The sequence below is a fragment of the Algoriphagus limi genome, from assembly GCF_024919275.1.
In the GTDB taxonomy this organism is placed as follows: domain Bacteria; phylum Bacteroidota; class Bacteroidia; order Cytophagales; family Cyclobacteriaceae; genus Algoriphagus; species Algoriphagus limi.
Genome location: NZ_JANWGH010000003.1, coordinates 52,537 through 78,496, shown reverse-complemented (window position 1 = coordinate 78,496; position 25,960 = coordinate 52,537). Strand labels below are relative to the sequence as shown.

At 41.5% G+C, this 25,960-nt stretch carries 23 protein-coding genes; 11 read left to right on the top strand and 12 right to left on the bottom strand.

Annotated features, from left to right (window positions below; genetic code table 11):
* Nucleotides 1-202 precede the first annotated feature (202 nt).
* On the bottom strand, nt 203-1,474 hold the full coding sequence (serS, locus tag NY014_RS12565) for a serine--tRNA ligase (RefSeq protein WP_259414938.1): 1,272 nt from the start codon (nt 1,472-1,474) through the stop codon (nt 203-205).
* Nucleotides 1,475-1,512: 38 nt separating this feature from the next.
* A complete protein-coding gene (locus NY014_RS12560) occupies nt 1,513-2,286 on the bottom strand; it encodes a hypothetical protein (protein WP_259414937.1) in 774 nt (257 codons plus the stop codon).
* A 74-nt stretch (nt 2,287-2,360) separates the two neighbouring features.
* On the opposite strand from NY014_RS12560, the gene NY014_RS12555 reads away from it, so the two are divergent.
* The 10 genes from NY014_RS12555 (at nt 2,361) to trxA (ending at nt 12,086) form a co-directional block, all read left to right on the top strand.
* A complete protein-coding gene (locus NY014_RS12555; protein ID WP_259414936.1) occupies nt 2,361-3,338 on the top strand; it encodes an isopenicillin N synthase family dioxygenase in 978 nt (325 codons plus the stop codon).
* Nucleotides 3,339-3,341: 3 nt separating this feature from the next.
* The gene (chrA, locus tag NY014_RS12550; RefSeq protein ID WP_259414935.1) at nt 3,342-4,538 is read left to right on the top strand and encodes a chromate efflux transporter; all 1,197 of its coding nucleotides are present in this window, start codon (nt 3,342-3,344) and stop codon (nt 4,536-4,538) included.
* A gap of 81 nt (nt 4,539-4,619) precedes the next feature.
* The gene (locus tag NY014_RS12545) at nt 4,620-5,285 is read left to right on the top strand and encodes a CBS domain-containing protein (RefSeq protein WP_259414934.1); all 666 of its coding nucleotides are present in this window, start codon (nt 4,620-4,622) and stop codon (nt 5,283-5,285) included.
* Between the two features lie 3 nt (nt 5,286-5,288).
* The gene (locus NY014_RS12540) at nt 5,289-6,164 is read left to right on the top strand and encodes an NAD kinase (RefSeq protein ID WP_259414933.1); all 876 of its coding nucleotides are present in this window, start codon (nt 5,289-5,291) and stop codon (nt 6,162-6,164) included.
* A gap of 103 nt (nt 6,165-6,267) precedes the next feature.
* Nucleotides 6,268-7,017: a type IX secretion system protein PorG gene (porG, locus tag NY014_RS12535; RefSeq protein ID WP_259414932.1), complete on the top strand. Its 750-nt coding sequence runs from the start codon at nt 6,268-6,270 to the stop codon at nt 7,015-7,017.
* Nucleotides 7,018-7,099: 82 nt separating this feature from the next.
* On the top strand, nt 7,100-7,837 hold the full coding sequence (uppS, locus tag NY014_RS12530; RefSeq protein ID WP_259414931.1) for an undecaprenyl pyrophosphate synthase: 738 nt from the start codon (nt 7,100-7,102) through the stop codon (nt 7,835-7,837).
* A 6-nt stretch (nt 7,838-7,843) separates the two neighbouring features.
* Nucleotides 7,844-10,540, top strand: coding sequence for a BamA/OMP85 family outer membrane protein (locus NY014_RS12525; protein ID WP_259414930.1), 2,697 nt, complete (start codon nt 7,844-7,846; stop codon nt 10,538-10,540).
* An 88-nt stretch (nt 10,541-10,628) separates the two neighbouring features.
* A complete protein-coding gene (locus NY014_RS12520; RefSeq protein WP_259414929.1) occupies nt 10,629-11,159 on the top strand; it encodes an OmpH/Skp family outer membrane protein in 531 nt (176 codons plus the stop codon).
* 11 nt (nt 11,160-11,170) lie between these two features.
* Entirely contained in the window at nt 11,171-11,716 is a 546-nt protein-coding gene (locus tag NY014_RS12515; protein ID WP_135076357.1) for an OmpH/Skp family outer membrane protein, read from the top strand.
* Between the two features lie 64 nt (nt 11,717-11,780).
* Entirely contained in the window at nt 11,781-12,086 is a 306-nt protein-coding gene (trxA, locus tag NY014_RS12510) for a thioredoxin (RefSeq protein WP_259414928.1), read from the top strand.
* A 316-nt stretch (nt 12,087-12,402) separates the two neighbouring features.
* Here trxA and NY014_RS12505 read toward each other — a convergent pair whose 3' ends face one another.
* The 7 genes from NY014_RS12505 to accD form a co-directional block, all read right to left on the bottom strand.
* Nucleotides 12,403-13,602 carry a pseudouridine synthase gene (locus tag NY014_RS12505; RefSeq protein WP_259414927.1) on the bottom strand — a complete coding sequence of 400 codons (1,200 nt, stop codon included), beginning with the start codon at nt 13,600-13,602 and terminating at the stop codon, nt 12,403-12,405.
* A 109-nt stretch (nt 13,603-13,711) separates the two neighbouring features.
* Nucleotides 13,712-14,524 carry an N-acetylmuramic acid 6-phosphate etherase gene (gene murQ, locus NY014_RS12500; protein WP_259414926.1) on the bottom strand — a complete coding sequence of 271 codons (813 nt, stop codon included), beginning with the start codon at nt 14,522-14,524 and terminating at the stop codon, nt 13,712-13,714.
* Nucleotides 14,521-15,363, bottom strand: a complete 843-nt coding sequence (locus NY014_RS12495; protein WP_259414925.1) for an N-acetylglucosamine kinase — start codon at nt 15,361-15,363, stop codon at nt 14,521-14,523. Before NY014_RS12495 ends, murQ begins: the two co-directional genes overlap by 4 nt.
* 1 nt (nt 15,364) lies before the next feature.
* Nucleotides 15,365-15,592, bottom strand: a complete 228-nt coding sequence (locus tag NY014_RS12490; RefSeq protein WP_259414924.1) for a cytochrome b5 domain-containing protein — start codon at nt 15,590-15,592, stop codon at nt 15,365-15,367.
* On the bottom strand, nt 15,592-16,746 hold the full coding sequence (locus NY014_RS12485; protein WP_259414923.1) for a formimidoylglutamase: 1,155 nt from the start codon (nt 16,744-16,746) through the stop codon (nt 15,592-15,594). Before NY014_RS12485 ends, NY014_RS12490 begins: the two co-directional genes overlap by 1 nt.
* Before the next feature lie 126 nt (nt 16,747-16,872).
* Entirely contained in the window at nt 16,873-18,177 is a 1,305-nt protein-coding gene (nqrF, locus tag NY014_RS12480; protein WP_135076378.1) for an NADH:ubiquinone reductase (Na(+)-transporting) subunit F, read from the bottom strand.
* A 138-nt stretch (nt 18,178-18,315) separates the two neighbouring features.
* A complete protein-coding gene (gene accD, locus NY014_RS12475; RefSeq protein ID WP_259414922.1) occupies nt 18,316-19,158 on the bottom strand; it encodes an acetyl-CoA carboxylase, carboxyltransferase subunit beta in 843 nt (280 codons plus the stop codon).
* Nucleotides 19,159-19,362: 204 nt separating this feature from the next.
* Between accD and NY014_RS12470 the strand changes: the two genes are divergently transcribed.
* The gene (locus NY014_RS12470) at nt 19,363-20,997 is read left to right on the top strand and encodes a carbon starvation CstA family protein (protein ID WP_259414921.1); all 1,635 of its coding nucleotides are present in this window, start codon (nt 19,363-19,365) and stop codon (nt 20,995-20,997) included.
* Between the two features lie 9 nt (nt 20,998-21,006).
* Here the strand turns inward: NY014_RS12470 and NY014_RS12465 are convergent, their stop codons facing one another.
* The 3 genes from NY014_RS12465 to infB form a co-directional block, all read right to left on the bottom strand.
* A complete protein-coding gene (locus NY014_RS12465; RefSeq protein ID WP_259414920.1) occupies nt 21,007-22,116 on the bottom strand; it encodes a hypothetical protein in 1,110 nt (369 codons plus the stop codon).
* Between the two features lie 204 nt (nt 22,117-22,320).
* Nucleotides 22,321-22,827: a hypothetical protein gene (locus NY014_RS12460; protein WP_259414919.1), complete on the bottom strand. Its 507-nt coding sequence runs from the start codon at nt 22,825-22,827 to the stop codon at nt 22,321-22,323.
* Between the two features lie 332 nt (nt 22,828-23,159).
* Nucleotides 23,160-25,913: a translation initiation factor IF-2 gene (gene infB, locus NY014_RS12455; RefSeq protein ID WP_259414918.1), complete on the bottom strand. Its 2,754-nt coding sequence runs from the start codon at nt 25,911-25,913 to the stop codon at nt 23,160-23,162.
* Nucleotides 25,914-25,960 lie beyond the last annotated feature (47 nt).

The window sequence follows — 25,960 nt, the reverse complement described above, 5'->3', positions numbered from 1 at the left end:
ATCCCAGCCCTAATCAACTCTGTTTTCTATGTTGCTATGTGGTTTTTTTCACCACATAGAATCATAGGGTACATAACTTTTTGATATCCGCTCTTGACCGAAAACTAACGCTTAACCCTCTTATTTCCAGCCAATATCTACTATGCTATTTATGTTACTATGTGGTTTTAAATTAAAATGTGCTACTAGCCCAATTCGTCAATTAGATCTTATCAAATCCCAAATATGGGTGCAAGACTTTTGGCATTTGAATACCACCCGGTCCTTGGTTATTTTCCAAAATAGCAGCTACAATTCGTGGAAGAGCCAAAGCTGATCCATTCAGCGAGTGAGCCAATTGGGTTTTCTTATCCTCGCCTCTGAATCGCAATTTTAGACGATTGGTTTGGTAAGTTTCAAAATTGGAAACAGAACTCACCTCCAACCATCGCTCCTGAGCCGCTGAGAATACTTCCATATCGTAAGTCAAAGCAGAAGTAAAGCCCATATCTCCTCCACAAAGTCGAAGCACTCGATATGGGAGCTCGAGCTTTTGCAATAATCCCTGTACATAGGAACTCATCTCTTCCAAAGCCTCGTAGGATTTATCGGGATGCGTGATTTGTACGATTTCTACTTTGTCGAATTGGTGCAATCGATTCAAACCCCGCACATGCGCACCCCAACTTCCGGCTTCCCGACGGAAACATGGCGTATAGCCTACATTTCGAATCGGTAAATCCTCCTCCGAAAGAATCACATCCCGATACAAATTGGTAATAGGGACTTCCGCCGTTGGAATCAGGTATAAATTATCAGCAGTAGCATGATACATTTGCCCTTCCTTATCCGGAAGTTGGCCTGTTCCATACCCTGAGTCTTCATTTACCAAAATCGGCGGCTGTACTTCCAAAAACCCAGCTTTCAAGGCTTCATCTAAGAAGAAATTGATCAAAGCTCGCTGCAATCTTGCTCCCTTTCCTTTGTAGACAGGGAAGCCTGCTCCGGTGATTTTCACCCCTAGATCAAAGTCAATGATGTCATATTTTTTGATCAGCTCCCAATGCGGCAATTTATCCTCACCAAGGTTTGGGATAACACCATGCTCCAAAACAACTTCATTGTCTTCTGCAGATTTCCCTGCAGGAACAGAAGAATGAGGAATATTCGGAATCGTATATAGAAGGGCTTTTAACTCTTCCTCAGCTTTGGAATTTTGATCATCCAAGTCCTTGATTTCCTGCTTGAGTTGAGCAGTTCGGGCTTTGATTTGCTCTGCTTCTTCTCGTTTTCCAGACTTCATGAGCATTCCAATTTCCTTGGAAATACTGTTGGATTCAGCCTGAAGCTGATCCCGTTGGGTTTGAGTAGTTTTTCGTTGATCATCGAGTGCAAGCACCTGATTCAATACCGCCAATGCATCCGGAAAATTCCGCTTTTGCAAGCCGGCCAAAACCACATCAAATTGATCACGAATATGATTAACTAATAGCATGAATACTTTTGGAATTTTTGAGGCACAAAGATAAGGACTTATCGGACAAGGACCGTCTTAGAAACCGAAGAGAATGGTCCTTCCAGCTCAGTTCCGTCTTTTCTTAAAAGGGAAATTTTTACTTGGTATTCACCTGAGGGGAGATTATCCACCCGAACGGGTGCCATATGATCAATCTCATAATGATAATCACCTACTTCGATTTTCACTTGAAGATCGTCGAGTTTCATATCTCCACCCAATACCAAAAAGTCCACCACCAATTCTTCCCCCTCCTCAATCAATTCTTGGTTTCTTGGATAATTCACAGCCAAATACGGCTCAGCAGAATAAGGAAAGGGTCGAGAATCCCCCACCTGAAAATCACGGTCTACGTAATTCCCGAAATTCTTCAAGGCAAATCCCGCCTCGTCTACCAAAAAAGCAACAACCCGATAAGTTCCTTCTTCTAACTCCTGCTGAAAGATTGGACTTCGATATCCAATAGGATCATTATTATTCAATACCATAAAAAGCTTAAATTGATTCGAAGCTTCTTCCTCAAAAGGGTAATTCTTGATATTGAACTCAAAAGGGACTTTTCCCGGCTTGAAGACCTGATTACCCAATGGAGTGAACAATTCCAAAACAGCGTCCGGATAATCCGGCAACTCATCATATTGAAAAAAGGCTACATTTGGGCTGGTGCTGACTACCGTAGCTGAATCAATTTGGGCTGGTCCAACAACTTGCTCGTTGATTTTCTTGCGATTTTCAGAACAAGAAAATAATGCAAAGCCCAATATGGAAAGTGCAAAGAGGTTTTTTTTCATGGTGAGGGATTTGAAACTAAAGGTATTATTTTTGGGCAAAATTTGTGCTCATTATCATCTAAATCAACTAAAATATGTCCATCCTTTTCGATGAAATTCCAAGCTTAGACTTGGCGGATTTCACCTCGGGGACTCCCGAACAGAAAGCGGCTTTTGTCAAGAAATTGAGCGAAGCCTACGAAAACATTGGTTTTGTGGCGATCAAAAACCACGGACTTAGCCAAGACTTGCAGGATAGACTTTATGCTGCCATCAAGAAGTATTTTGCTCTTCCTGATGAAGTAAAAGCAAAATATGAAAGACCAGAAATTGGTTATCAAAGAGGTTACACAGGGAAAGGAAAAGAGCATGCAAAGGGTAGAAATACCGGTGATTTGAAGGAATTCTACCATGTAGGACAGGAACTGTCTTTTATTGCTGACGAAGATTCTGTGAAAAAGGAATATCCGGAGAATGTTTGGCCGGAAGAAGTTCCTGAGTTCAAAGAGGTAGCAATCGAAGCTTACCAAACCCTGGAAAAAGCTGGAAAATCCATGTTGCAGGCCATTGCCATAAGTTTGGATCTGCCTCAGGATTACTTTGAGGATAAAGTTGCCTATGGAAATTCCATCCTCCGCCAAATTCACTACTTCCCAATCCAAAACCCTGAGGAGGTTCCTGAGGATGCAGTACGTGCCGCCGAGCATGGAGATATCAACTTGATAACCTTATTGATGGGAGCAAGTGCTGATGGTTTGCAGGTACTTAGAAAAGACGGAAAATGGATCCCAATCACTGCACTACCTGATCAATTGGTAGTGAATGTAGGTGATATGTTGGAGCGATTGACAAATAAAAAACTGAAATCCACCATTCACCGCGTAGTCAATCCACCGCGAGAATTGATGAATACTAGCCGTTTTTCTATTCCGTTCTTCATGCATCCACGTTCAGAAATGGATTTGACCTGTTTGGAAAGCTGCATCAGCGCTGAAAATCCAAAGCAGTTTACAGATGCAACAGCAGGAGAATTCTTGGAAGAGCGACTTCGTGAATTGGGACTGAGAAAATAAGCGATGTCAATAAAAAGGGTCAGATACTACTTATTTCTGAAGGACATTCTGGCCCTTTCTCTTACTGCCTTTGGTGGACCTCAGGCATTTTTAGCCATGCTTCTGGAGCGTATGGTGAAGGTTCGAAACTACATCACCGAAGATGAACTTTGGGAGCTCAATGCTCTCTGCAACATGCTCCCCGGTCCATCCTCCACTCAATTGATATCTGCTATCGGATTCCGAGTGGGAGGACCTAATCTAGCCTATTTAGCTTTATTGGTTTGGATCATTCCAGCAACGCTGATTATGACTGCGGCAGCAGCCCTAATTTTCTTCTTGCAAGAAACCAGCCCGGATGCCCTCAACTTCGCCAAATTCATTCAACCAATGGCTATTGGCTTTATCATTTTTGCTGCGCAAAAAACCATCAGTAAAATGGTTCAAACCACAGAAGCTATGGTCTTGGTATTGATTTCCACTTTTGTGGCATTTTTCTACAGTTCACCATTTGTCTTCCCTGTGCTCTTGGTAATCGGCGGATTGAGCACTTCTATCAAGTATAAAAAACAACCGAAACTGGAACAGGATGAGCCCTTGCGCATTCAATGGGCAAATTTTTATTTATGGGGAGGTGTTTTGGTTATTGCAGCTGTTTTGGGTGCGTTGACCAGATATCAACCCGTATTGCTTTTTGAGAATTTCTACCGGAACGGAAGTTTGATTTTTGGTGGAGGACAAGTTTTAGTTCCCTACCTCTATGCCGAATTTGTAGATTTCAAAAACTTCCTTTCTTCAGAAGAATTTTTGACTGGATATGCAATTTCTCAGGGAATCCCTGGCCCCACCTTTAGTATCTCCTCTTTTGTGGGAGCTCTTTCCATGCGGGAATATGGGCTAATCGGATTCTTAACAGGAGGCTTAATTGCTGCGGCAGGAATCTTTCTTCCCGGGATTTTCATGATATTCTTTGTGATTCGATTTTGGGATCAATTAAAGAAATATCGACCTGTTCGGGCTGCCTTGGAGGGAATCAACGCAGTTTCTTGCGGAATGCTGATTGCAGCTGCCTATCTTCTTTTTGAACCCCTAGAAGCCAACTTTTTGAATATTCTCATGATTCTGGGAGCTTATTCTCTTTTACAATTCACCAAAATCTCCTCTCCTTGGATCATTTTGGGCGGAATTTTGCTAGGAATCCTTAATAATTGGTTGTTTTAATCAACTCAGAATTTCGGTCAAGGGAACAAGAATAGGCTCTTGGACGTTTTAACATTTCAAATCATTTCCTATCTTTCATTCATGCAGGCCTACGAATTCATCAATAATCTCATTCCACCACTTAAGCTGAGCGATCAAGCTAAGATGGCTTTGAGTTGGATGCAGGAGATTCGTACCAATTTTCTGCCTGTAGTGGATAAGGGGAAATTCCTTGGTTTTTTAAGTGAGGAAACCATCTTCGATTTAAATAATCCTGAGGCAACAGTGGAAGAAATTTCCTTAGACATGCCAGCATGCTGGGTTTATTCAGATCAGCATATTTATGATGTGCTGAGAGTCAGCTCTGAGCAGGATTCAAACATCGTAGCAGTATTGGATCGAGAAATGGCTTATATGGGAGTAGTCACTATGGAAGATGCGATTGCGGCGATTGCTGACAGTCTCTCTATACAATCGCAAGGATCTGTTTTGGTCTTGTCAATGAATATGACGGATTACAGCCTTGCCGAAATCGCCCGCTTGGCAGAAACCGAAAACACCAAGATTTTGAGTTCTTTCATCAGCAGTGACCCACTGGATGAAAACAAAATCAAATTGACGCTCAAGCTCGACAAGCCTGAGTTGCGATATATCAAAGCCACCTTGGAGCGCTTCGGCTACAAAATTCTAGATCATTACCAAGAAGAGACTCAAATCAGCAGTGAAGAAGACCGAATCGGTAACTTGCTGAGATTTTTAGATATTTAGCGTATGAAAATCGCGCTGCATGGCCTGTCATTGAAGCATGAATTCTTAAAAGACGTACGGGCTCTATTTAAATCCTTAGAAAATCACGGTTTCGAAATCTTTGTGACTCAGCAATTTGATCGAAATCTGCGAATGCATGGCAAGACCGGACTGAAGTTTGAAGTTTTGGAAAATCCCAAAGACATGAAAGCCATGAAGTTTCTGATTTCAATAGGCGGCGATGGGACATTGCTGGATTCTGTCTGTCAGGTTGGAGAATTAGAAACGCCGATTTTGGGATTAAATACTGGCCGTTTGGGCTTTTTGGCTACTGTTTCCACCGACAAAATCAGTGAGGCTGTAGAGCATTTAGCTACCGAAAATTTTCAAATCGAAAACCGAAGTTTGGTTTCTCTTAAGACCAAAAGGAGATTGTTTGATGGATTGAATTTCGGATTGAATGAATTCACCATTCACAAACGAGACACCTCTTCCATGATTACAGTCCATACCTACATTGATGGGCGCTATCTGAATAGTTATTGGGCGGATGGATTAATTGTAGCAACTCCAACGGGATCTACCGGATATTCCCTTAGCTGCGGGGGGCCTTTGATTTCACCTTCAGCCAAGAACTTTGTTATCACTCCTGTTAGCCCACATAATTTGAATGTTCGTCCCATTATCGTTTCGGATGAAAGTGAAATCAGTTTTGAAATAGAAGGAAGAGCAGAGCGATTTTTGATATCACTTGACTCAAGATCCACCTCTGTTTCTTCAGAAATGAAATTTAAAATCAGAAAGGAAAAATTCTTCGCTAAACTTGTCAAGCTCCCCAATTACGATTTTTTTGATACCTTAAGGCATAAATTGAATTGGGGATTTGACATGAGAAATTGATTTCCAGTTCAAATAAATCTTGAAAAACAGCTTAACAAAGATTAACCCTGTAGATACGAAACGGCGTTTTTTAAACGTTAGGTACTTCATAACTTGCATCGTCTTGAAAAAGGTCAATTTTCAGATTTCTTCCTTCCTATTCTTTTTCTGGATTTTTGGGATGGGGATTTTTTCCCAAGCTCATGCTCAGAAATATGAAGTCGGGGGTGGATTGGGTACTACGGCATACACTGGAGATATCCTACGGAATATTGACCTGGACCATTTGGGTCTTCACGGCACGTTGTTTGGCAAGAGAAATTTTGACAATGTCTGGTCACTTAGGGTAGGAATTACCGCTGGGACGCTTCGGGCAACCGATAGTGTTCGACCTTTGGATTTACCTGCACAGCGTCGGGATGCTAGATTTAGAGGAGGAGTTTTAGAAGGAACTGCGATAATGGAATTTAATTTCCTGGATTTCCTGAGAAATGATTCTGAATTCTTCTGGTCACCTTATGCATTCTTTGGAATCGGCTATTCCCATTTCTTTATGAAGGGAAATACCTTTGCATACAATCCTTCAGAACGCTACAATCTTGGCTCGGTAATCATCCCTTTTGGCGGTGGCATCAAGTATCGATTGAATGATCGATGGACTTTACAAGTTGAAGCAGGTATACGAGCCACATTTACGGACTATATCGATAAGATTGACGGAAGCACACCTCCGATCCCCCGTTTTCAAGATCCAGCAAATCCCGATATTCCTTTTGGGATAAACTTTGGAAACCCCTATGACAAGGATTGGTACTATTTTTTGGGAGTCAGCTTGAGCTATACGATCCAGAGTACAAAATGCTACGCCTATTAATTATTTGATACTTAGGCTAAATTATTGGAAAAGAAATAGCATTTTTGTACCTCCAAAATTGAAGGCACCCGGATCGGAAGTAATGAAGGAAGTTTTAGACCTAAAGCGAATCCCAAAACATATTGCAATCATCATGGACGGTAACGGCCGCTGGGCGAAGAAAAAAGGCGCCATGCGGATCTTCGGTCACCGAAATGCCATCCAAGCAGTAAAAGACGCCATTGAAGGTGCTGAAAACTTAGGTGTAAAGTACCTTACCCTCTTTTCATTTTCTACCGAAAACTGGTCCCGCCCTCAGGAAGAAATCAATGGTTTGATGGAGCTTCTAGTCAAGACCATCACCGATGAAGTTCCCATGATGATGAAAAACAATATTCGTCTGGAAAGTATCGGAGACCTAGATAGCCTTCCACCTGCTGCCTACGATAAACTCATGGAAGCCAAAAGAACTACAGCCCAAAATGATGGACTTACTGTAATCTTGGCTTTGAGTTATAGCGGACAGTGGGAAATTACCCAAGCGACCAAGCGCATTGCTCAAAAAATCTCTGAAGGAAAATTGCAAGTGGAAGACATCAACCAACAGGTAGTTGCCGACCATTTAGAAACTGCCGGTATCCCGGATCCGGAATTAATGATTCGGACTAGCGGAGAGTTTCGTATAAGCAATTTTCTGCTTTGGCAATTGGCCTACACGGAGTTGCATTTTACTCCTGTGCTATGGCCGGATTTCAGAAGAGAACACCTAGTCGCAGCCATTCTAGACTATCAACAAAGAGAGCGTAGATTTGGTAAAACTGGTGAGCAGATTAAATCTTAAGTTTTGATGAAAAGAAGTTTACTGATTCTGTTTTGTCTGATTTGGGCAAGTACGGCGATGTCACAGATTCGACTGGGACAATCTCGCTTTGCCACAGCCAAGCCAGTTGATATTTTGGAATTAAATTATTCCAAACCCCAGACTTTTCGAGTGGCCGAAATCAAGGCAGTAGGGCTTTCAACACTGGATGAAAACGCCATTATTTCTCTTGCAGGTATCAAAGTCGATGACCGGATTGAAGTTCCAGGTGATGCCATTTCCAATGCATTGAAGAAACTGTGGAATCAAGGCATCATTGGTGATGTGAAAATTTTGGTTACCAAAATCGAAGGTGAAGACATCTATTTGCTTTTGGAACTGACCGAAAGACCTCGATTCTCAAGAGTGGAATTTACCGGAATCAACAAAACTCAGGAAAGTGAACTCCGGGATAAAATCAATATCCGAGGACGAGTAGTCCGTGAAGATGTATTGAATACCGCAGAACGAAATATTCAAAAATATTTTGTGGACAAAGGCTACTTGAACACTGAAGTAAAGGTCAATCAGGTCCGTGACACCACTTTGCCTAATAGTGTATTGCTTCGATTTGATGTAGATCCAAAAAGCAAGGTAAAAATCAATGAAATCCGCATTTTCGGAAATGAGGAAATTGCTGATTCCAAAGTAAAAGGGAAGCTGAAAAAGACCAAGGAACATGCTCGGGTGAGTGTTTTCAGAGACCTTTATTCACGAATGACAGATGCTTCTGCTTCTGATTTCGCCAACACGATTCGATATACAGACTCTGCTTCAAGAGAGGATGTAAAAACGTATATCAATAAAAATTTCAAACTGAACTTCTTTGCCGGCTCCAAATACATTCCGAAGGAATATCGAAACGACAAAGACAATGTGATCAACTTCTACCAAACAAAAGGATTCCGGGATGCAAAAATTGTATCGGATTCGGTTTATGCTTATGGAAAAGATGAGATCAATATTGATTTGGAGCTAGAGGAAGGCAGAAAATATTACTATCGAAACATTGAATTTACAGGAAACTTCATCCATCCAGATGAGGTATTGAGAGCCAAATTAGGCATTCAAAAAGGTGATGTTTACGATAAAGAACGCTTGGATAAGCGTTTGAATTATGACCCTCAAAAAGGGGATGATGTCAGCTCCCTTTACCAAGATGATGGATACCTTTTCTTCAATATCCAACCGGTAGAAGTTAATGTAGTCGGAGACTCCATTGATCTGGAAATGCGGATTTTCGAAGGACCACAGGTTACTGTGAATTCGGTCAACATTAAAGGTAATGAGCGGACTTCTGACCACGTGGTGATGCGGGAAATCCGGATTCTACCTGGGCAGAAATTCAACAGAGCCTTGTTGGTTCGAACCATCCGAGAACTCTCCCAATTGGGTTATTTTGACCCGGAAAAGATCAATCCGGACCTTAGACCAAACTTTGAGGCAGCTACCGTAGATATCACTTTTGAGCTGGAAGAAAGACCAAATGACCAGATTGAACTCTCCGGTGGTTGGGGTGGATTCTACGGCTTCGTAGGTACAGTTGGACTTGTATTCAACAACTTCTCCATCAAAAACATCGGTAATTTCGACAAGTGGGATCCCCTTCCAGTAGGTGATGGTCAAAAACTATCCTTACGTGTACAAGCAAACGGGCGAACATTCCAGAACTATTCAGTTTCCCTTACTGAACCTTGGTTTGGCGGAAGAAAACCAAACGCTCTGAGCATTAGCTTTAACCACTCTGTACAGCGACAGGTAGACTTCTTTAACTCTGCCAACTTTGGAAACGAATTAGGTTTCTTCAAAATCACCGGAGCGACCATAGGTTTGGCAAGAAGGGTGACTTGGCCAGATGACTATTTCAGCATTTCGAATTCATTACAGTTCCAAGTTTATGAGTTTGACCGATTCGGAACTTCCTTCGGTCTAAGCTATCCAACAGGTCGATCCAACAGTATTACATTCAATAATACGATTGCTAGAAATAACGTAGACAACCCGATCTATCCTCGTTTTGGATCCAACATTATGTTGTCTACAGCATTGACTCCACCTTATACATCTTTGAATAAAAATATAGATGCGGAGTCTCCGGATGAGGAAAAATACAAGTGGTTGGAATACCACAAGTGGATGTTTGATGCGAGTATTTACACTCCACTATTTGGGTCAAACAAGCTAGTAGCTAGTGCTCGAGCACATATGGGCTTCTTGGGCTCCTACGGAGACCGAATCGGAATAATTCCTTTGGAGCGTTTCGTAATGGGTGGTGATGGTATGACCTTCAACAACTTTGCTTTAGGTCAAGAAATCATCGGTTTGAGAGGCTACGAAAACCAATCCATCACTCCAGGTAGAGATACCCGAGGAACTGAAAATCCAGATCCTTACGGTGGTATAGTCTATAATAAGTATGTGATGGAATTACGATTCCTAGTTTCTCCAAATCCTTCTGCAACCATCTTCGTGCTTGGATTTGCTGAAGCCGGAAACAACTGGGGATCCTATAAAGAATTTAACCCGTATGATTTGAAAAAATCAGCTGGTTTTGGTGCTAGAATCTTCATGCCAGCCTTTGGTTTGCTTGGAGTTGACTGGGGATATGGATTTGATGCAATTCCTGGACAGACCCGAAGAAGTGGTCCACAGTTCCACTTTACCATCGGACAGCAATTCAGATAGTAGGAAAATGGCGTGTATTGGTTAATTTATGTCAAAATTTTCGGAGCCTTGAATTCGTTTTATCCAAGCTCCTTAAAATGACTTGAACATGAAAAGATTTCTAACCATAGCGCTTTTATTTGGCTTTACTCTGATTTCCAGTCAGTTAACAGCTCAAAAATTCGGATATATTGATTCGGAATATATTCTGAATAAACATCCGGACTATAAAACCGTACAACAAGAGCTTGAAAAGCTAAGCAATGCCTGGAAGAAAGAGGCACAGGATTTGGACGCTGAGATAAAAGAAATGTATGTGCAGCTGAAGGCGGAAGAAGTCCTCCTGACAGAAGAAATGTACCAAAAGCGACTTGGTGAAATCCGGGAAAAAGAAAAGCAATCTCAGGAATTCAACAGTCGAATATTTGGAATTAACGGTCAGTATTTCCAAAAGCAGGCCGAACTTCTGCAGCCTTTGCAGTCAAAAATATACGATGCCATCGAGCGAGTTTCTCGAAAAAATAACTTGGCTGTATTATTTGACAAAGCTTCCGTACCTTCGGGCATTATTTATACCGATCCAAGGCATGATTATTCAGAATTTGTCTTGGATGAATTGGGAATTGAAGACAACAATTAAATAAAACACAAATGATGAAAGTAAAAGTTATCCTTTCTGCAATTGCTCTGCTTTGCGTAGGATTTGCCGCTCAGGCACAAGAATTGAAAATTGGGTATACCAATGTTGAGTTTATCATGGATTTGATGCCAGAAATGGAACAAATCGGAGCTGATCTTCAAGATTACCAAACTCAGCTTCAAACTAATATCCAAACAAAAGTTGCTGATTTTCAGCGTCAGGTGCAGTCTTACCAGCAAGCTGCTCCTACTATGACTGACGATGCACGTGCAGCCAAAGAAGCAGAATTGACAAAACTTCAAGAGGATGTTCAAAAGTATCAGCAAGATGCTGAAATCTCCTACCAGAGAAAATTACAAGAATTGCTTGAGCCAGTTCAGACTAAAGTAATCAACGCTATCAATGCGGTAGCTGCTGAAAACAACTACACACACGTTTTCGCAGAAACTGCAGGTCAAGCACCAATCTTGCTTTACACTAAAGAAGAAGATAAATTTACTGAGTTGGTTTTGGCTAAGTTAGGTATCCAATTACCTACTCCTCCAGCTGGAAACTAATCGAAATTGAAACTTAATTTTAGCCGGTTCTTGTTATTCAGGAGCCGGCTTTTTTATTTCAACCATGCCAAAGAAAAACCCAAAAGAACTGATCCAAAAAAGTCAAGATGCCATTTTGGTGGATTTTTATGCAGACTGGTGCGGCCCTTGTCAAACCATGAATCCCGTTTTGGATATGGCATTGGATGAATTGGGAGGGAAAATCAAATTACTCAAATTGAATGTAGATCAATACCCTCAGCTTTCCCAGCAATTTGGAATACGATCCATTCCTCATTATGTACTTTTTAAAAGAGGAAAAATCCTTTGGAGAAAAGCCGGAATCATGACAAAAAAAGATCTGATTCAAGCGTTAAAAGGATTTTGCTAAAGCTTCATCCGCATCGATTACTACAGGAAAAAGTATACAGGCTGTCTAATTAATGATTCAAATTTTAATAATCCATTATATCGCCGACGTGAGTGTCTCCACTCACGTAAAACGACAAAGATGAATTCCAGTTCGTGGAGACACGAACTGGGGCGAGAATCATGACAAAAAAAGACTTGATTCAAGCATTAAAAAGATTTTGCTAAAGCTATATACGTATCGATTACTACTGGAAAAAGTATACAGGCTGTCTAATTAATGATTCAAATTTTAATAATCTATTAAAAAAAAAAGCTCCTTTTCAGGAGCTTTTTTATTAGGTGAAATATTTCAATCGCATGACTTCCTTTTCGCTAAGGAAGCGATAATGTCCGCGTTTGAGATCTTTCTTATCCAAGCCTGCATATAGTACTCGATCTAGAGCAGTCACATCATAACCTAAGTGAGCAAATATTCTCCTTACGATACGGTTTCTACCAATGTGGATTTCCAATCCCAAAATCTTTCTATCCAGAGAAAGTACCTGCAAATCATCAACGTTGGCAGGGCCATCCTCTAGCGTAAGTCCTTCGCGAATCGCCTCTTCATCATTTTTAGTCAAAGGCTTATCCAATGTCACTTGATAGATCTTCTTGATCTCATTCGAAGGATGAGAAAGCTTTGCTGCCAGTTCTCCGTCATTGGTAAATAATAACAGACCTGTGGTGTTCCGATCCAATCTTCCTACTGGGAAAATTCGCTCCTCACAGGCATTCTCCACGAGATTCATGACGGTCTTTCGCTCCATGGGATCTTCAGTCGTGGTGATGAAATCCTTGGGCTTATTCAAAAGCAAATAAACTGGCTTCTCAGGATTTATTCTTTTCCCATTGTAAACGACACGATCATTTCGATGGACTTTCAATCCCAATTCGGTCACCACCTTGCCATTCACGGAAACAAGACCTTGTGCGATCAATTCATCAGCTTCCCTTCTTGAACAGATTCCAGAATTCGCAATGTATTTGTTCAGACGAATTTCATCTTGATCTTGGTTCTTCTTGCCTTTTGGAACATTTTCAAATTGATATTCAGGACGAATCAAATCCTGATTTTGGATTCTAGAAGGTCTGTTCTTGCCGAAGCCCTTTTTAGTAGGTTTATTTCCAGAAAAACCTTCGGATTTATCGCCATAAATAGGCTTTTGATCTTTTCCCCTTCCCAAATAAACTCGCCCCGAAGACTTGGATTCCTTCGGTTGAGGTCTTCCTTTACCGGATTCTTCTTCTCCAAAAAATCGTTTACCCGGTTTAGAGTCTTTTGAAAATTTTGGTTTACCCTCGTCTTCAAATTTGTTTTTGAATGCAGGGTTCCCACCTTTCTTTTCGAATTTTCCTCCTTTTGGACCACTTTTCTTTTCAGAGGAGCCAAAGGATCTTTTTTTGGATTCAAATCCTGAGAAATCCTGTGATCTCTCTTCTTTTTTACCTTGCTTTTCTTGATTGAAAAAAGGCTTTCTTGAATTGTTTTTTCTCATAAGTATGCAGCATCACTGCTGTAATTAAATTTTAAAATAAGCAATTGAAATTCAACCGCTTAAAGAGCCTGCAAAGATACAGGCTTTTTATCAATTTTGTTCTAAAGAATTATTTCTTTCCCTGATAAAAAGCCTGAGTAGCTTTTCTAACAGACCCTTCTTTCAATAATAATTCTTTCGCTTCTTGAGCATCTAAGCCTGTTGCCTCCATAATCATCCGTGTCCCACGCTCCACTAGCTTCGCATTGGAAAGCTGCATATCAACCATCTTATTGCCTTTTACTCTTCCCAACTTAATCATCGTTGTGGTAGAAATCATATTCAGAACCAACTTCTGCGCAGTTCCAGCTTTCATACGGGTACTTCCCGTCACAAATTCGGGCCCTACGATCACTTCAATAGGATACTCCACTTCTTTACTCAAAGGTGAATCAGGATTACAGGTGATACATCCTGTCAACAATCCTTTTTCCTTGGCAGTCCTAACTCCTCCAATAACATAGGGTGTAGTACCGGAAGCAGCGATTCCAATCACGGTATCCAACTCGTTGAAACCATATTCCTGAATATCCCTCCATGCTTGATTTGGGTCATCTTCGGCATTTTCTACTGCTTTCCGAATTGCCGCATCTCCCCCTGCTATTAATCCAATCACCCAATCGTGAGGAACCCCATAGGTAGGAGGACATTCAGAAGCGTCCAAAATACCTAGCCTTCCAGACGTTCCTGCACCTATATAAAAAAGCCTCCCCCCTTCTTTCATTCTAGGAACAATCTTTTCCACCAAAGCAGTAATCTTTGGAATCACCAATTTGACTGCTTCGGCTACCTTATGGTCTTCCTGATTAATATTTCGGAGTAAATCCTTGATGGACATTTGCTCCAAATTGTCATATAGGGAACTGGTTTCTGTTACCTTCATAGCATTTCTTGGTGGTAAAGTGTCAAGCCCGCGATTGGGCTTTCTAGAATTAATTTAACATGAAGACCTTTATCCATAGCGGCTTTACGAAGGATATCGGAATTGTAATATGCAATAGAACCTACGAAGTTCACTGGCTTCTTATGAAAATCAGGATACCGGAATACATGCATTTCGAAGAATTCCATAAATGAATCGTAAAAAAGTCTGTAACAATAAGGATGACTTTTATGCTCAGAAATGAAGCGGCAAAAACTTGCCATGTACCGATTTGGAAAAGGTTTTCTATAAATGTTTTCTTGAATAATGGCCTGAGTCAACTGAAATTCATCTATGAGATCCTTCCGTATTTCCTGAGGCATATCTTCATTGATAAAGTCCTTTAGGAGTTTTTGGCCAATGTATCCCCCTCCACCTTCATCTCCTAAGATATAACCAGGTGCTGGCCTATTGGCGATGATTTTTTCTCCATCATAATCACAACTATTCGATCCAGTGCCCAAAATACAAGCTATCCCAGCAGAATGGCCACAGGTAGCTCTTGCTGCCGCGGCTAAGTCATGATCAACTTCGATTGATGCTGATGGGAAAACAGTGGATAAAGCCTTTGCAACTTCAGCTTTGCGTTCAGGAGTCGAGCAACCCGCACCATAATAGTGGATTTCTCGAATTTCATCCTGGAGGTTCAATAAAAAGTCAACCTTCATTTCAGAAGCCATTTGCTCTGAACTCTGGTAATAAGGATTAAACCCTACTCCACGAAATTGGGAAATCTGCCCATTAGCATGGATTACTCTCCAGTCTGTTTTACTGGAACCGCTATCAGCAATTAATATCATATCAAATCAATCTACCTATAGGTTTGAATCGCTCAAAAACCTGTTCTGTATGGGGAGCATCGCTTAATTCCTCCGTAAGGTCTTGCCCGGCCCAATGCTCATAATGCTTTCCGGTTTTCCAAAGTCGCGATTCTGTCACATCATATATTACCCCGCGAAATGCAATCCAAACTTCGGGTTTGTCTTGACCATTTCGAAGGGCAAGTTGTTGCCGAGTGTAAGTATTCATTAGAGCAACTTGATCTGGGCATTAATCCAGCGCTCAGGAATCTCTCCTTTTTGGGCAGTTTGGTAATCAGAATAGCTACAAGGAACGGTGGAACTGCCACGCTCAAAATGGTCCTTATCGCCATGGGGGATTTCCATCCACCATTTCCCGCTTCGCTTACTTTTATAAAAAACCAAGGTATTTGGCTTGGTGTCCAAGGAAACCGTGTACTTGATGTAATCGCTGCTCTTAAATGATAAACTGTCCTTTCTAGAATAAAACCCTTCGATAAAGTACCAAATCATTACAGCAGCAACCATAGCCGTCTTATTCTGTGCATCATCATAGTATGGCTCATATCCATAAAGTCCGAATGAGCTCAATTTCTCATTCATCCCAGCAAACCAACAAATCTGACAAGCTTCCTCAGCAGTCAAACCGAACGGATTCGCTTCAAGTACACCTGGAGCATCAGATGACTGCACTGCCGAAAGATCGAAACTCAATAAATCCGCATTACGAATTATGGGCTCAATTTCCTTAAACTCCTTTCGAACCATTCCCAGTCGCATATGGTCGAAATACAACTTCTCAATCACATTAATTAAAGTCGGGTCTACCAAATAGCTTTGATAGGCCAAATGGGAATAAGTGAAAAGAAAATTAGGTTGATGGAGGATGATCTCCTGAGTATGCTTATCAGCCATGGGACCGTCTTCTTCCATATCAAGTTTCGCATCCACTGTCAGAAGGCTGACCAGCTTTTTCATTTTCTCATAGGACAAATATTGTCCAATATCCAAGTCATGAGTTCCTCCCAGATAAATCGGCAGAATTTGTTTTTTCATCAAGAAATCCCCGACTTTCTGAATTCGCTCATAGGTTTCCTGGAGATTCTCTCCAGGAATCAAATCCCCCAAATCTGCCACTCTATAGGGACCAATTCCTCTTTTAAGGGAATAAAGTTTTTCTCGAATCTCTGAAGCTCCACGCTCGGCGCTCTTGGATTGCTTGACTCCTCTAGTTTCCTTCAATCCTACCAAAGCAATTTGAATCCCCTTTAAATCGGGAAATTCCTCTCCATACCAATGAATCTGTTTAAAGAAGGAGTTATCGGGATATTTTTTCTGCCAAAGAAATTCGGCAACTGGTTCAAAAAAAGACTGAATACTCATACGGGTGCGTTAGATTTTAAAAATAATCAAAAAGAAGTATCCACCGAAGACAGCTTCTTTAAAAAGGCTTATGCTTACCAATAATAAAAAAAGTCTGTCCCGTTTTCCGAGACAGACTTTCTTGTTTTATCCTCCGAAGTCGTCGAATCGGATGTTTTCATCCGGAATTCCTAGATCATCGAGCATTTTTAGTACAGCTGCGTTCATCAAAGGAGGACCGCATAGGTAATATTCGATCTCGTCTGGCTCTGGATGATTCTTCAGATAGTTGTCATACAATACCTGGTGAATAAATCCTACATAGCCATCTCCTTCTTCGTCATCTAGGGATTTCTTAATCTTCCAATTATCTTCTGGAAGTGGTTCAGAAAGTCCGATGTAGAATTTGAAATTCGGGAAGTCTTTTTCGATCGCTCGGAAATGAGGTACGTAGAATAGTTCTTTTTTAGAACGGCCTCCATACCAGTAAGAAACCTTACGATGAGTTTTCTCAGTGTGGAACAGGTGGAAGATATGAGATCTCAATGGAGCCATACCAGCACCACCACCGATATAGATCATTTCACGCTGAGTTGGGTTGATGTGGAATTCTCCGTAAGGACCAGAAATAGTCACTTTATCACCCGGCTTTCTGGAGAATACGTAAGAAGAACATACCCCTGGATTTACATCCATCCACTTGTTATTTGCTCTATCCCATGGTGGAGTAGCAATACGGATGGTCAACATGATAATGTTACCTTCAGCTGGGTGGTTGGCCATGGAGTAAGCTCGGAAAAGCTCCTCGTCATTTTTCATCACCAAATCCCACAATCCAAATTTATCCCAATCACTCTTGTATACATCTGCTGGGTGACCCAACTCAGGATGTGGAGTGATATCGATATCTTTGAAATTAACCGTGATTGGTGGAACGTCAATTTGGATATAACCTCCGGATTCGAAGTCGAGTGTCTCGCCTTCTGGAAGTTTCACCTTAAATTCCTTGATAAAGGTAGAAACGTTGTAGTTGGAAATAACTTCGCATTCCCACTTCTTGATTCCGAAAATCTCTTCCGGAACACGGATTTTCATATCCTGCTTAACCTTTACCTGGCAAGCCAATCGGACATTTCCTTGCTGCTCTGCTCGACTAAGGTGACCAACTTCAGTTGGAAGGACTTCACCGCCTCCTTCTTCTACTACGCACTTGCACATCGCACAAGTACCGCCCCCTCCACATGCTGAAGGAAGAAAAATCTTCTGATTACCCAAAGTTGAAAGCAAGCTGGTACCCGCTGAAGCGATGATAGGGCTGCCTTCATCTCCGTTGATGACGATTTTCACATCTCCAGAGTTGACCAGTTTGGACTGAGCAAATAGGAGGATAAAAACCAGCAACAAGATGATCAGGGTAAATGCTACGATTGACGTGATAATTACTGAACCCATGAAATTTTGGTTTTTCTATTCTTATGGATTAAATGCCTTTTTTACAGGCGCACAAATATATTTATTAATCATCAAAAGCATTCAACCCTTCCTATAAAATTGAAGGTTGAATTTGCTTTTTTATAAGATCATAACTGATTAATTGTTCAAGAGGTTTAACAAAGTTGTCAGTCTGCTTTTCAACTGCCGTCTGTCGACAATGAAATCCAAAAATCCGTGTTCCAATACAAACTCGGAACTTTGAAAACCTTTTGGAAGATCTTTGCCGATTGTCTCTCGAATAACCCGAGGACCTGCAAAACCAATCAAAGCACCAGGCTCGGCAATATTAAAATCGCCCAACATGGCATAAGAAGCGGTAACTCCGCCGGTCGTTGGATCTGTCAAAAGTGAAATATAAGGAATACCTGCCTGATCCAATAAAGCCAGTTTCGCAGAAGTCTTTGCCATTTGCATCAAGGAAAATCCAGCTTCCATCATCCGCGCTCCACCTGATTTGGAAATCATCAAGAATGGAACTTTGTGTTTTAGTGCGTAATCAATCGCTCGGGCAATTTTTTCTCCAACCACAGAACCCATAGAGCCCCCGATGAAATTAAAATCCATACAAGCAATGACAATATTCAACCCGTTCATTTTTCCATGGGCAGTTCGCACGGCATCTTTCAATTCCGTCTTTTCAATGCTGCTTTTGATCCGAACAGGGTAAGGCTTGGTATCAGTAAACTTCAAAGGATCCCCTGAAGTCATATTTGCATCCAGCTCGGTGAATTTGTTATCGTCGAAGAGAATTTCAAAATACTCGGCTGAACCGATTTTTACGTGATAATCATCATCCGGGCACACATAGGAATTATTCTTGAGCTCCCGCGTATGAATGATATTTCCTTTTGGGGTTTTAAACCAAAGCCCATCAGGAGCATCCTTTTTCTCAGCGGTTGAGGTTTTAATCCCTTTATCAGTTCGTTTAAACCACGCCATATCTGTTTTTTCTGGGTTAGAAAAGTTAAAGAAACAAATTTAGACCTTAAATCCATGAAATGAAAACAGAACTTATCAAGCCATGACCCTTTATGTAATTCAAACTGCTCGCTTATCCAGTCATTTTTACCCATAAAATCCTAAATATTTTCTTAATTTCAGGCATTCTGGCCACTTTGGCCAATACCCAAAATCACCTAGCCCATGAGCTACACCATCATCCTTATCCTTTCGGCAATCATTCTTATTCTAGCCTACCGGTTTTATGGAAATTTCGTGTACCGGAAATTTGGATTGAATGACAAAAACCCTTCTCCAGCCCACACGCTACGAGATGGAGTGGATTATGAACCTAGCAAACCTATTGTAGTTTTGGGCCATCACTTTGCCTCCATCGCCGGGGCGGGGCCGATTGTTGGACCCATCATCGCCGTGACATTTGGGTGGATCCCTGCCGTTCTTTGGATTTTGGTAGGGGGAATATTTTTTGGGGCAGTCCATGACTTAGGAAGTATGGCTGCGTCACTTCGAACCGAAGGAAAATCAATTGGGGTCATTATCCGAAATCAAATCGGACTTCAGGGAAAACAGCTGTTTGTCATCTTTAGCTTCTCAACATTAATTCTTGTAATTGGGGTTTTTGCAGACATTATTGCCAAAACTTTTATCACCAACCCAAGTGTAGCCTCGGCTTCCTTCTTATTTATTCTCCTTGCAGTAGTTTTTGGATTTGTCAATCGCCTAGTTGGTAATCGCAAAAAAGCCTTCTTAATAATCTCTGTTATTGGGATAGTCCTGATGTATTTTTCGGTTTACTTGGGCATGCTAATCCCCTTTGCTTTAGATTATAAAGCCTGGATCTTCCTGCTTTTAGCTTATGCTTTCATCGCATCGGTCACTCCTGTCAGCCTGCTTCTTCAGCCAAGGGATTACCTGAATAGTTTCCTTCTTTATGGAATGATGATCGCTGCCATCTTGGGTGTAGTCTTCGCCAATCCTAGTATCAAAATGAGTAGTGAAATCACACTCGCTACCGAAAATTTGGGGTATATCTTCCCTGTCCTATTTGTGACGATAGCCTGTGGTGCCATTAGTGGCTTTCATTCCCTGGTAGCCTCGGGCACTACTTCCAAGCAACTTGATAAAGAAAGTGATGCCAAAATCGTTGGATTTGGGGGCATGTTGATCGAATCATTTCTTGCAATCTTATCAGTAGGTGCGGTAGTGATTTTGGAAAAAGGAGAATACCTATCTCGTCTTGGCGAAGAAGGCCCTGTAGCTCTTTTTTCAACGGGTTTGGGAGGAATGATTTCCACCTTGGGGATTTCAGAGGAGTTTGCAGTGAGTTTTGTAGCCTTAACCGTTTCTGCCTTTGCATTGACTACGCTTGATACGTGTACAAGATTGGCGCGATTCACTGTCCAAGAATATTTTGAAGATGTCAAAACTCCAGCAGGAAAGACGCTTTCTCAAAATCGATTTATTTCAACTGGATTGGTCGTGATTTTCTCAGCACTCTTGTTGGCTTCAGGAGAATTTGCTGTTTTATGGCCCATTTTCGGCTCTGCTAATCAGTTGCTTGCTGCTTTAGCACTCTTAACTATTGCTGTTTGGATGATCCATAAAAAGAAGAATGCGCTTTTTGTTACCATTCCCATGTTTTTCATGTTTACGGTGACTTTGGCTTCCCTTGGATTATTCGCATGGAAAAATTTTCAAGATCAAGTCTATGTGCTTTCTATCATGGCAGCCTTGCTATTCATCTTGGCAATTTCCCTAATGGTCTTGGCTACGAAAAGTATCAAAAGTAAGGTCAAAGAACCTGCAAAGGCTCTTTGACCTTTTCGCCTACAAAGAATTAAATATTTGCGGAGCTTTCTTTGGTATTCTCCAAGCCAAAGAAAAATTGATCAGATAATCTGCAAAAGCCGCATCTCCATGTCGGATATTATCTGGTGTAGAGTCTGCAATATCTGTCAAACTTCTAGTTCGATTTCTCACCAAAGCAATAGGAACATTTAGAGTTCCAGTCACATTTCCCAGCATATAACTTAGCCCGGGTTCCACCGAAATCACATAGCCTGGCCTTCTAAATCCATCACTTTCTCCAACAAAATCTCTTACCGGGATCCCTTCTAGCCTTCCTCCAAAAACTAAGCCCAGGCCGTGAATGGATTTAACACTATAGAACAAACCGCTACGGAATGCATATTGATCAGTCACACTCATGATTGCTTCACTTTCGCGTCTCCTATAAGTAGGAGTACCATTTGTGTTTCGTGGATTGATCATATAAAATCCACTGAAATAGGAATAGAATCCATGCGAAAGTTCCCATATCCCCTGGGTATCCAAAATCAAACCTACTCCTCCATCTCCAAGCTGAATAGATTGATCTACCGGTCTGATTTCTGATTCTCCATTTGGCCCAACATTAAAAAAGGTATCACTAGCAGCATCGTCTCCACTTGGGATTTTTACTCCTAGACCCATTGCGATATTTCCTTTTCTAGGTTTTTCATCTGAAAACAACCAAAATCCAGCGCCAATCCGCATGTCAGCCAAACCTTTAGAATAAGTGCTATGCCTTTCAGTTCTGCCATGCTCATAAAGTGAGGATCGTTCATTATAGGCAAATGGCAGAGAAATTATTCCATACAACCGATTGGAAAAAGCATAACTGATATTGAAGTCTACTCCATGGGACCAGTTGATCACTTCTGTTCCATCTTCGACTCGGTTTGGTTCTTCATGAGTGCCTCGAAAATGCCTAAAACTCTTAAAATAGCGGTAATTCAAACTGAGGTTCAAATCCCCTTTGGCTTGAAAATTACCCTGCCCAACGGCATTTCCCAAGCCAGAATATTGACGGATAGCCACACATCCTTGTGACCAACTAATTGATGGCAAAAGCAAGAAACCTAAAGCCAATACAATAACTGTATATGTTTTTTTCATGATTTAAATGCGTAATAAATGTTTTAGAAAATCCCCAAACCTTACTCGAAAGGAGATAGGAATACATAGCAAGGAAGACTTAACTTTGTTTAAAAGAAAAGCCTATTGCCGCACCTGAAGAATGGGGTAAATTGATCTGGAGAGTTGAATTCAACTCTAGATTTAAATCCTAGCAGTTTTTAAAATGCCGGAAAAAGAAATTGATTACGCGAATTGCGGAGGTGGGGTAGTTAATTGAAAAAAAGGACTCTTGTAAGTTGAAAAAATAAACCCTTGATGTTGTAGATAAGGAGATTCCCCTATCCACTGAATTTCAAAAGAAGGTGTTTCCACATAATCCTTGATGAAAACCTTCAATTGTGTTGAATTTTCACTCTTGCCTGGATAGTCATTTTCGGTCAAAAAACTTATCCATTTCTGAACTGTGGATTCTAAAGTTCTTCTTGCCGTATCAGGCACATAGATGATTTGAAGCGTATCTTTTTGATAACGTTGCTTAATGGCTCGATAATACTTCCCGTCTTTTTCAAAACGGGTATTGGTCAATTGGTATTCATCCTGATCAGCCATGTAGGGAGCCGAAAGTGGAATTTCCAGAAATCGCTCTTCCAAGCCTTCAGTTTGCTCTGAATAGATTTTATCCTGCCAACTCTGCTCTAACTGGTAATGAGAGGAAAAATAGTAGAGGTAGTACCCAAAGTGGTACGACACAAAACATAGAAATAAAAGTACAGGGACTAATTTTTTCAAGACCAATACAATCGGAATATGATAAAAGTCAGAATTTTTATTTGGAAATAAAATTCAGAAGCCAATAAAAAAGACCGGAAATCAAGAATAAAAGGCCATACACTTGGATCACCTTTAGCCTATTCATCCTATCCAAAAACCAAAGCACCAAAACGGGACGGATCAATCCCAAAAAAAGACAAAGCAAACTTAGAATTGAAAGCGCCTTGAATAAAAATTGAAGTGCAAACAGCATTTGATTAAAGAAAAAAGGAGCAGGTTTCCCTACTCCTTTTCAGTTGAATTTATGTTGATTAAAGCTTGCGCTTTACTTCTCGCATTTCATAACCTTCAATAGTATCATCTACTTGGATGTTGTTGAAGTTTTTGATAGAAATACCGCATTCGTATCCAGCTTTCACTTCGGCTACATCATCCTTGAATCGCTTCAATTGGTCGATTTCACCATCGTGGATTACAATACCATCTCGAATCACACGGATTTTGTTCTTTCTAGTGATGTATCCATCTGTCACATAAGAACCAGCGACTGTTCCCACTTTGGAGATTTTGAATACCTCGCGAACTTGGATATTACCCGTAATAACTTCTTCAAATTCCGGCTCAAGCATACCCTCTATCGCATCCTTGATTTGGTTGATCGCATCGTAGATGATTGAGTAGTGTCTGATCTCGATTTCTTCCTGTTCAGCAAGTCTCTTCGCATTGGTAGAAGGACGAACCTGGAATCCTAAGATGATCGCATCAGAAGCAGAAGCTAGCAATACATCAGATTCGGAAATCTGTCCAACACCTTTATGGATGATACTCACTTTTACCTCATCGGTAGAAAGTTTCAACAGGGAATCGGATAAGGCTTCCACAGAACCATCCACATCACCTTTGATGATGATGTTGAGTTCTTTGAAGTTACCAATTGCCAATCGTCTGCCTATTTCATCCAAGGTGATATGCTTCTTGGTTCGGAGACTTTGCTCTCGTTGAATTTGCTCTCTGGAGTTGGCAATTTCTCTGGCCTCCCGTTCATTGTCATAGACTTTCAAGGAATCCCCTGCCTGAGGAGCTCCACTTAAACCTAATATCTGAATTGGAGTAGATGGTCCAGCCTCTTTCAGTTTTTTACCGGTATGGTCAAACATAGCCTTCACACGGCCATAGTGAGATCCAGCTACCATCACATCACCAACGTGCAATGTTCCTGCTTGAATCATTACGGTTGCTACATAACCACGACCTTTATCCAAAGACGCTTCGATTACAGTACCAACAGCGTTCTTATTAGGATTAGCTTTTAATTCAAGGATTTCAGCTTCCAAAAGAACTTTTTCCAAAAGCTCATCAACACCTTGACCTGTTTTGGCAGAAATATCCTGAGACTGGTATTTACCACCCCATTCTTCTACCAATAAGTTCATATTCGCTAATTCCTCTTTGATCTTATTTGGATTGGCGTTTGGCTTATCCACCTTGTTGATCGCAAAGATCATCGGAACACCCGCTACTTGAGCGTGGTTGATAGCTTCTTTGGTTTGAGGCATGATGCTATCGTCGGCAGCAATCACAATGATGGCCACGTCAGTGATTTTAGCACCACGTGCACGCATCGCAGTAAAGGCTTCGTGACCCGGCGTATCCAAGAAGGCGATCTTATGTCCATCTTTGGTACGCACATCATAGGCCCCGATATGCTGGGTGATACCTCCAGCCTCATCAGCAGTTACCTTTGATCGGCGAATGTAGTCCAAGAGAGAGGTCTTACCATGATCGACGTGTCCCATGATAGTGACAATTGGAGCTCGCTCCACAAGATCTTCTGGCTTATCCTCTTCTTCCTCTACAATTTCCTCTTCAATATCTTTGGTAAATTCTACCTCATAGCCAAACTCATCTGCGATAATGGTAATTGCTTCTGCATCCAATCGCTGATTGATGGAAACGAACATTCCCAATGACATACAGGTAGATATGATCTCATTCACAGAGACATCCAATAGGGAAGCAAGATCGTTTGCCGAAATAAATTCGGTAACTTTTAGAATCTTTGATCCTTCCTGTGCCATTTCGGCTGTATCCTTCTCTCGCTCGGCTTTCTTATCACGGCGGCTCTTTTTTCCTCCGGATTTTCCACCTTGCAATCTGGCAAGCGTTTGCTTGATTTGATCTTGGATTTCCTTTTGAGTAGGCTCTACTTTGTGCGTTCTAGCCGGCTGTCCTTTCTTTCCACCCTTCTGTCCATCACCTTGACCTTGTTGGCCTTGACCTCTATTCCTATTGCCCTTGTCAATACGTTTTCTTGGTCGCTTCTTATCACGAGCACGTTCGTCCGAAGAAGCAACAGGACCGCCTTTCTTCTTCTTTTCGGTTGGTAATTCGATTTTACCTAAAACGGTCAGCCCTTTCAGGTTATCCGCTTTTGCAGCGATTACCTCATCTTTTGGAGCTGGTGCCGGAGGAGCTTTTTCCACAGGCTTCTGAGGTGCTGGAGCAGCAGGCTTTTCAACTTGCTTTTCCTGTGCTTTTGGTTTTTCAGGAGCTTTAGGTGCTTCAGGAGCCTTCTTAGCCTCTGGTTTCTTCACCGCAGGCTCTTCTTTTTTAGGCTTTTTAGTATCCCCTTTCGGAGTCAGGTCAATTTTACCCAATACTTTAATACCTTCCAGTTTTGGGCCTTCAATATTCACCTTTTCAGGTTGAGGCTCTGCTGGAGCGGGCTTTTCAGCTACAGGCTCTGGAGCGGGAGCTGGAGGAGCAGGCTCTTCTTTTGGTGCCGGAGTCGGAGCGGGAGCTGGAGCGGGCTCAGGCTGAGGTTCGGATTCGAGCGTAACTGTCTCGTGACGCTTCCCAATTGATAAATGTGAAGCTTCTTCTTTTTCTTGAGCTGAGGACCTGAATTCTTTATTCAGCAGCTCCACTTGCTCCATGCTGATTTTAGAATTAGGATTATCCTGCACCTCATGGCCCTTTTTCGCCAAAGTCTCTACAAGGGTAGCAGTACCCACGTTGAGCTTCCTAGCTAAAGCGCCTAATCTCATCATTTTTTCTTCTGACATACGCAAAAACCGCTTTCGAAATCTATTTTAAATATTGGGTAATAGGT

Excerpts from the sequence above, each read along its gene's own strand:
- serS (WP_259414938.1), bottom strand. The coding sequence starts at position 1,474 with ATGCTATTAGTTAATCATATTCGTGATCAATTTGATGTGGTTTTGGCC.
- NY014_RS12560 (WP_259414937.1), bottom strand. The coding sequence starts at position 2,286 with ATGAAAAAAAACCTCTTTGCACTTTCCATATTGGGCTTTGCATTATTT.
- NY014_RS12555 (WP_259414936.1), top strand. The coding sequence starts at position 2,361 with ATGTCCATCCTTTTCGATGAAATTCCAAGCTTAGACTTGGCGGATTTC.
- chrA (WP_259414935.1), top strand. The coding sequence starts at position 3,342 with ATGTCAATAAAAAGGGTCAGATACTACTTATTTCTGAAGGACATTCTG.
- NY014_RS12545 (WP_259414934.1), top strand. The coding sequence starts at position 4,620 with ATGCAGGCCTACGAATTCATCAATAATCTCATTCCACCACTTAAGCTG.
- NY014_RS12540 (WP_259414933.1), top strand. The coding sequence starts at position 5,289 with ATGAAAATCGCGCTGCATGGCCTGTCATTGAAGCATGAATTCTTAAAA.
- uppS (WP_259414931.1), top strand. The coding sequence starts at position 7,100 with ATGAAGGAAGTTTTAGACCTAAAGCGAATCCCAAAACATATTGCAATC.
- NY014_RS12525 (WP_259414930.1), top strand. The coding sequence starts at position 7,844 with ATGAAAAGAAGTTTACTGATTCTGTTTTGTCTGATTTGGGCAAGTACG.
- NY014_RS12520 (WP_259414929.1), top strand. The coding sequence starts at position 10,629 with ATGAAAAGATTTCTAACCATAGCGCTTTTATTTGGCTTTACTCTGATT.
- NY014_RS12515 (WP_135076357.1), top strand. The coding sequence starts at position 11,171 with ATGATGAAAGTAAAAGTTATCCTTTCTGCAATTGCTCTGCTTTGCGTA.
- trxA (WP_259414928.1), top strand. The coding sequence starts at position 11,781 with ATGCCAAAGAAAAACCCAAAAGAACTGATCCAAAAAAGTCAAGATGCC.
- NY014_RS12505 (WP_259414927.1), bottom strand. The coding sequence starts at position 13,602 with ATGAGAAAAAACAATTCAAGAAAGCCTTTTTTCAATCAAGAAAAGCAA.
- murQ (WP_259414926.1), bottom strand. The coding sequence starts at position 14,524 with ATGAAGGTAACAGAAACCAGTTCCCTATATGACAATTTGGAGCAAATG.
- NY014_RS12495 (WP_259414925.1), bottom strand. The coding sequence starts at position 15,363 with ATGATATTAATTGCTGATAGCGGTTCCAGTAAAACAGACTGGAGAGTA.
- NY014_RS12490 (WP_259414924.1), bottom strand. The coding sequence starts at position 15,592 with ATGAATACTTACACTCGGCAACAACTTGCCCTTCGAAATGGTCAAGAC.
- NY014_RS12485 (WP_259414923.1), bottom strand. The coding sequence starts at position 16,746 with ATGAGTATTCAGTCTTTTTTTGAACCAGTTGCCGAATTTCTTTGGCAG.
- nqrF (WP_135076378.1), bottom strand. The coding sequence starts at position 18,177 with ATGGGTTCAGTAATTATCACGTCAATCGTAGCATTTACCCTGATCATC.
- accD (WP_259414922.1), bottom strand. The coding sequence starts at position 19,158 with ATGGCGTGGTTTAAACGAACTGATAAAGGGATTAAAACCTCAACCGCT.
- NY014_RS12470 (WP_259414921.1), top strand. The coding sequence starts at position 19,363 with ATGAGCTACACCATCATCCTTATCCTTTCGGCAATCATTCTTATTCTA.
- NY014_RS12465 (WP_259414920.1), bottom strand. The coding sequence starts at position 22,116 with ATGAAAAAAACATATACAGTTATTGTATTGGCTTTAGGTTTCTTGCTT.
- infB (WP_259414918.1), bottom strand. The coding sequence starts at position 25,913 with ATGTCAGAAGAAAAAATGATGAGATTAGGCGCTTTAGCTAGGAAGCTC.